This is a genomic window from Streptococcus sp. Z556 (genome assembly GCF_053010225.1).
Window position 1 is genome coordinate 1 of record NZ_JBRKNU010000011.1, and the last position, 5219, is coordinate 5219.

At 36.9% G+C, this 5219-nt stretch carries 2 protein-coding genes; one reads left to right on the forward strand and one right to left on the reverse strand.

The features are described from left to right. A partial coding sequence (locus tag ACVC7S_RS08635) for a G5 domain-containing protein (RefSeq protein WP_447266851.1) occupies window positions 1–4364 on the reverse strand: 4364 nt, incomplete at its 3' end. Window positions 4365–4775: 411 nt separating this feature from the next. Between ACVC7S_RS08635 and ACVC7S_RS08640 the strand changes: the two genes are divergently transcribed. Beyond that, window positions 4776–5219: Ig-like domain-containing protein (locus tag ACVC7S_RS08640; protein WP_447266852.1), on the forward strand; the 444-nt coding region annotated here is incomplete at its 3' end.

The following is a 5219-nucleotide window of genomic DNA, read 5'->3' on the forward strand; positions in this document are numbered from 1 at the left end:
CGAGACGAGATCACAGTATTGTTTCGGTTGTCAATGGTATCTTCATGAACAATAGTTCTAGTACCTTTAACACCAGGGGTTTGAATCTCTTCTTCACCAACAAATAGCTTGTCAGAAGGAACTTTAACGATATCAAAATCAATATCCTGTTTCTCAGTTCTTTGAGCGGTTACAGTAAGTGGTTTTGTTCCCACAAGTACGATCTGTTTAACAGGTTCGGTTTGTTCGTCAGAGATAACACGAGACGAGATCACAGTATTGTTTCGGTTGTCAATGGTATCTTCATGAACAATAGTTCTAGTACCTTTAACACCAGGGGTTTGAATCTCTTCTTCACCAACAAATAGCTTATCAGAAGGAACTTTAACGATATCGAAATCAATATCCTGTTTCTCAGTTCTTTGAGTAGTTACAGTTAGTGGCTTGGTTCCAACTAATACAATCTGGTTGACAGGCTGAGTTTGTTCGTCAGAGATAACACGAGACGAGATCACAGTATTGTTTCGGTTGTCAATGGTATCTTCATGAACAATAGTTCTAGTACCTTTAACACCAGGAGTTTGAATCTCTTCTTCACCAACAAATAGCTTATCAGAAGGAACTTTAACGATATCGAAATCAATATCCTGTTTCTCAGTTCTTTGAGCAGTTCTAGTAAGTGGTTTTGTTCCCACAAGTACGACTTGCTTAATAGGTTTAGTAGTGATACTATCAGAAACTTGTTCTCTTGAAATTAGATCATTTGTATCATTATCTCGGGTTTCTCGATAAGAAACAGTACGGATTCCTTTGACACCAGGAGTTTTGATGACAGTATCACCGACTAGAATAGTATCATCGTTTACATATTCTGTTTCGAAATCGACATCAAACTGATCAAATGCTCCAATAGCTTTGGAAGTTCGTGTACCTACATGGACAACACGATTTTGCGGTGTCGTAGTTACATTTTCATCAGTAAATGTATACTGCGTATCGTTCTTCAAACCAATTGGAAGGTTTTCGTAGCGATAAGTCATCTCAGTTGTTTGAGTTTGTTTTTTAGTATCAGTGTAACTATAAGTTTTAGTGGCTGTCATAATTTTGCCATCTGTCGTTGTATAGTCTGCTCGAAGCAAGCCAGGAATGCGATCATTATCAGTCGCTTCCCGAATATTTGTTGTCTCGTAGTAATTTCTGAGACCGTAGTTCATGATATTGGTTCCACTTGTTTTCTCATAAGCAGAGTTATCAACGCTAGTTGCATAGGTATTTACAATTTTCTTCCCAGTTACACCAGGAGTTTTTTCAATACTTGTTCCAGCAGCGATGGTCTTGTCATTCACGTAGATTGTTTCATATGGGACAGTCTCTTCTGAACTATTGACTAAGCTAGGAGAACTTGTTGAAAAACGGCTGACTCCCATATTGAATTGAGCGTTATTCTTTTCCTTGTTTGGAGTGAGGCGTTCGGTTGTAGGCTTATAGATCGCATTGCCAAGTGGATCGGTTTTTGTATCGGTAGTAGAAACTGTAATTTCTGAGTCAGAAGTGAAGGTATTATTTTCAGTATATCGGACTAGATTGTTCGTTTCTAATACACGAATTGGTAAATCGACATTGTTAGCATAACTAATATTAGAAATTTTAATATCATTACCAATAAAAGCTAGAGGTTGAGTTCGACTCAGTGTATTTGGGAGGTTACTTGGAGTACGAGTTGTATTAATACCAAATCCTAATCCTGGTTGCACTAAAGTTCCGTTATTTCCGTTTAAGCTAATTAATGGTGTTTGTGTTGCAGCATTTTTAGCTAAAGATTGTGTGATTTCCCCAAAGTCAAGATTATTGTCTTTAAAAAGAACGCCCTCCGCATTTGTTGTAATAGAAATGATAGGCATTGTCTTTTGTTTTCCGATGATGCCAGGTCTAGTACTCATGAAAGTTTTTTTGACTTTAATGTCATTGTTTTGGAAAACAACAGATCCGCGGAACTTATCTTGGTTAGCTCGAATATTTTTATCTGCGACATTAAAATTACTAGTCGATTCAGCGATTGTAATAGCAGATAAATCTTTATTTGGATCACCGTAAAGTTCTTCAAGCTCGACTTTATTATTACTAATGTTGATGGAACCAGAACCATATCCCAATCCGTTTGCAAATTTACTTGTATCAGATAATGTAGCTGTTCCCTTAATATTGTCATTAGAAGAGTTAATCATCTTAATCAAATCGTTTGCTGAGTGTCCAGTGATTTGGTTGTTTTTAATATTAAGTACATAGTTTAGGTAAGGTTCTTGCATACGAACAAGAATAGCATTTGTATTGTAGTCTTGGTTTGTAGCGGTTCTACCTGATGAATCTAGATCTTGAATGCGGTTATTACTAATTTCAAAATAACCTACGGCTCCGTCTGCACTCAAGTCCTGAGATTTTTCATTCGTTTGCAAATGAATTGCTTCATACTGGAGGTAATCATGACCATGTGTGAATTTTCCGTCAACTTTCAAGTCATCTCGTACTAGACGATTTGTTTTATCTTGTGTGACAACGTTGTTTCGAATGACAACATTTTCCATTTTAAAGTTTCGGTTGTAGACAGAGATACCTAACAAGCGATCTCCGTATGAAACGTTATTTTCGATTAAAATTCGGTCACCGTCGTGAATATCTAAACCTTTACGATAGTTATAGGTACTCGTATTGTTTCGGAAAACAATTCCATTATTGTAGGATCCAGCCTCTGAAGCGAAACCATAACCTGTACTTCCGTTTAATTTGTGTCCATTTTCAGAAGTGGTTGTTCCTTCAATAAGGATATTGGTTTGGTAAGAGAATTGAACTCCAGCCACTCGGTTATTGTGAGTATTACTGTTTAATACTTTATTGTTTTCACCTAAGTTTAGACTACTGAAAGTATAACCAGGAGCTTTTCCAGCAATCAAATTACTCACAGAGCGAGGGCGACCCCAACCAGGTAGAGAAATATTTGAAACACTATTATGAGTGGAACCAAAACGAATTCCAGCTTTGTTAGCTCCACTTGCTTCAACACCTTCAACAGTTACATTATCAGAGTCATTGACGAAGACGCCGTCGACTTTTCCATAGTAAGGCATTCCTTTGACGTAGAAGCCATCGTGTTGTTCTCCAAAAGCTTCTTTTAAGTTTTGGATAGAAACAGATAAATCTTTCACAAGGAATCCATTTTGATTTTCAACTAGCAAAACAGCATGGTCGCGATTGTCTGTATCATTCTCATTGCTGTCCCAAGGATTTCCTAGTTGAACTAAATTTGTTTTTAATACGGTTGTTCCTGGACCGTCTCCAAAGAGACCGGTTACATTTGAGTGCTCTGAACCGATTTTAATTTGATTAAAGGAGCCATTCTCGCTCTTGCGATAGATAGGCAGTGCTATTCCTGTAAGGTTTTCTCCGTTAGAACTAACATAACGAACAAGTCCATCCGAGTCTACACGGAGATTTTCATATTCTTCTTTCGTAACATGCGAAAGATTCTGAACACCATCAATTCGTCCTTTTTGTATAGGCATAGGGACACCTGATCCGTATGTTAAAATTTTATAGTGATCAATTTCGCCTTTATCACGAGCTACATTGACGATTCCAGAAAGTTTGACGGCAACACCAGTATGTTGTTTACCATCTGGATCAGCCATTACAATTTCATTTGCTGCTTTTAGTGCTTTATTAACAGCGAGAGTATCATCTTGGTTATCAGCTACATTCAAGCCAAAATCAGTAGCATTGACATAGTACCATTTGTTTTTATGATCATAGTGAACATCATACTCAACACCTTCAACAGTTGGTTTTGAAACAACGGTTCTTACATCTTCTGTGATGGCATCTTGAATTTTCTTTGATTGGTTTTCTTTTGGTATTTCAGGAATGGCTTTTGCTTTAATTGCTTCCTCGTCAGCTTTTACTTCTGGTTTTAGAACAGGTTCGGTTGATTCAGCAGGCTCAGTCGGTACAGATTCTTTAGACTGACTTTTATTTGCTTCCGCAGGAGTGGATGCGCTTACACTTCGGAAAACACTTCGTCCTATCTGTTTGCTATCTGCTGACTTCGTAGGAGTTTCAACTACAGTAGTAGCACTGCCAGATATATTGGAAGAAGAGGTAGAGGGGTGATTTGGCGCTAAACTGGCATCAGTATCATTCACAGTAGGCCTTGGAGTTTCACCCGCTTCATTGGATTTTTCAATCGTTGAAGATGATACTGTAGTAGATTTTAAAACATCTGAGGTCTCTCCTCCGACCTCATTAGCAGCTACGTTATTGACTAATAAGGCTGAAGTGACAATTCCAATTGAAACAGCAACCCAGTGCTTCTTAACTTTTCGCAATTTTTTCATAAAATTACAATTCCCTTTTAAAAAATATTCTATATTTGACATACAACTATACCTGTATCAATAATGAATTTATGTAATAATCCGTAGAAAATAACCATAATAACATATACAAATATAATGTAGACAATCTATTTTAACAAATCAAGTAGTTTGAGTCAAGAAATCAAACTAGAAAATTAAAATTATTTTTTAACACAAATTATTTTATTCGTAAAATAGTTAAAATTGATTTTCTTTTACTTGACAGAGTGGCACGTATCATGCTAGAATGTATGTGGTTATTTATGTTTAATATTTAAAGTGTTTGGAGGGCTTTAACTAGTAAATATCAAATAATCTGTGATTTCTTCTTCATTTCTCAGGAGAGGGATTAAGAACATTGAAAACAAAATATAGAAAAGAGGGGAAAACATGGCAAAAAGCAAAATGCTGAAATTGCTTTCAAAACTTTCAGCTGCAGCTCTTTCTGTCTTGACATTTACATCTGTTTCGACAAATACTGTTAAAGCTGATGACCCGACGCCAAAGGAATTAACGCAAGTTATTACAGGTGTTGAGTTGTTGGATGCTTCAGATACGAAACAGAATGTAACATCTGAGGGAGATTATGCAGTTCGTACAGGGAATGCCTACAAGCTTCGTGTAACGTTTGATCTCAAACAATACAATGAAAACTTGAACAATGGTGATTATTTCACTTTCGACATTCCAGCACCAATGACAGTCTACAACGGCACTCAACAGTTGGTTGACCCAGCTACGCAAGTAACGATTGGGGAAGCAGTTGTAACATCAAGTGGTAATGACAAGGGTGGTAAAGCAAAAATTACCTTGAAAAACTTGGACAAGTACCTA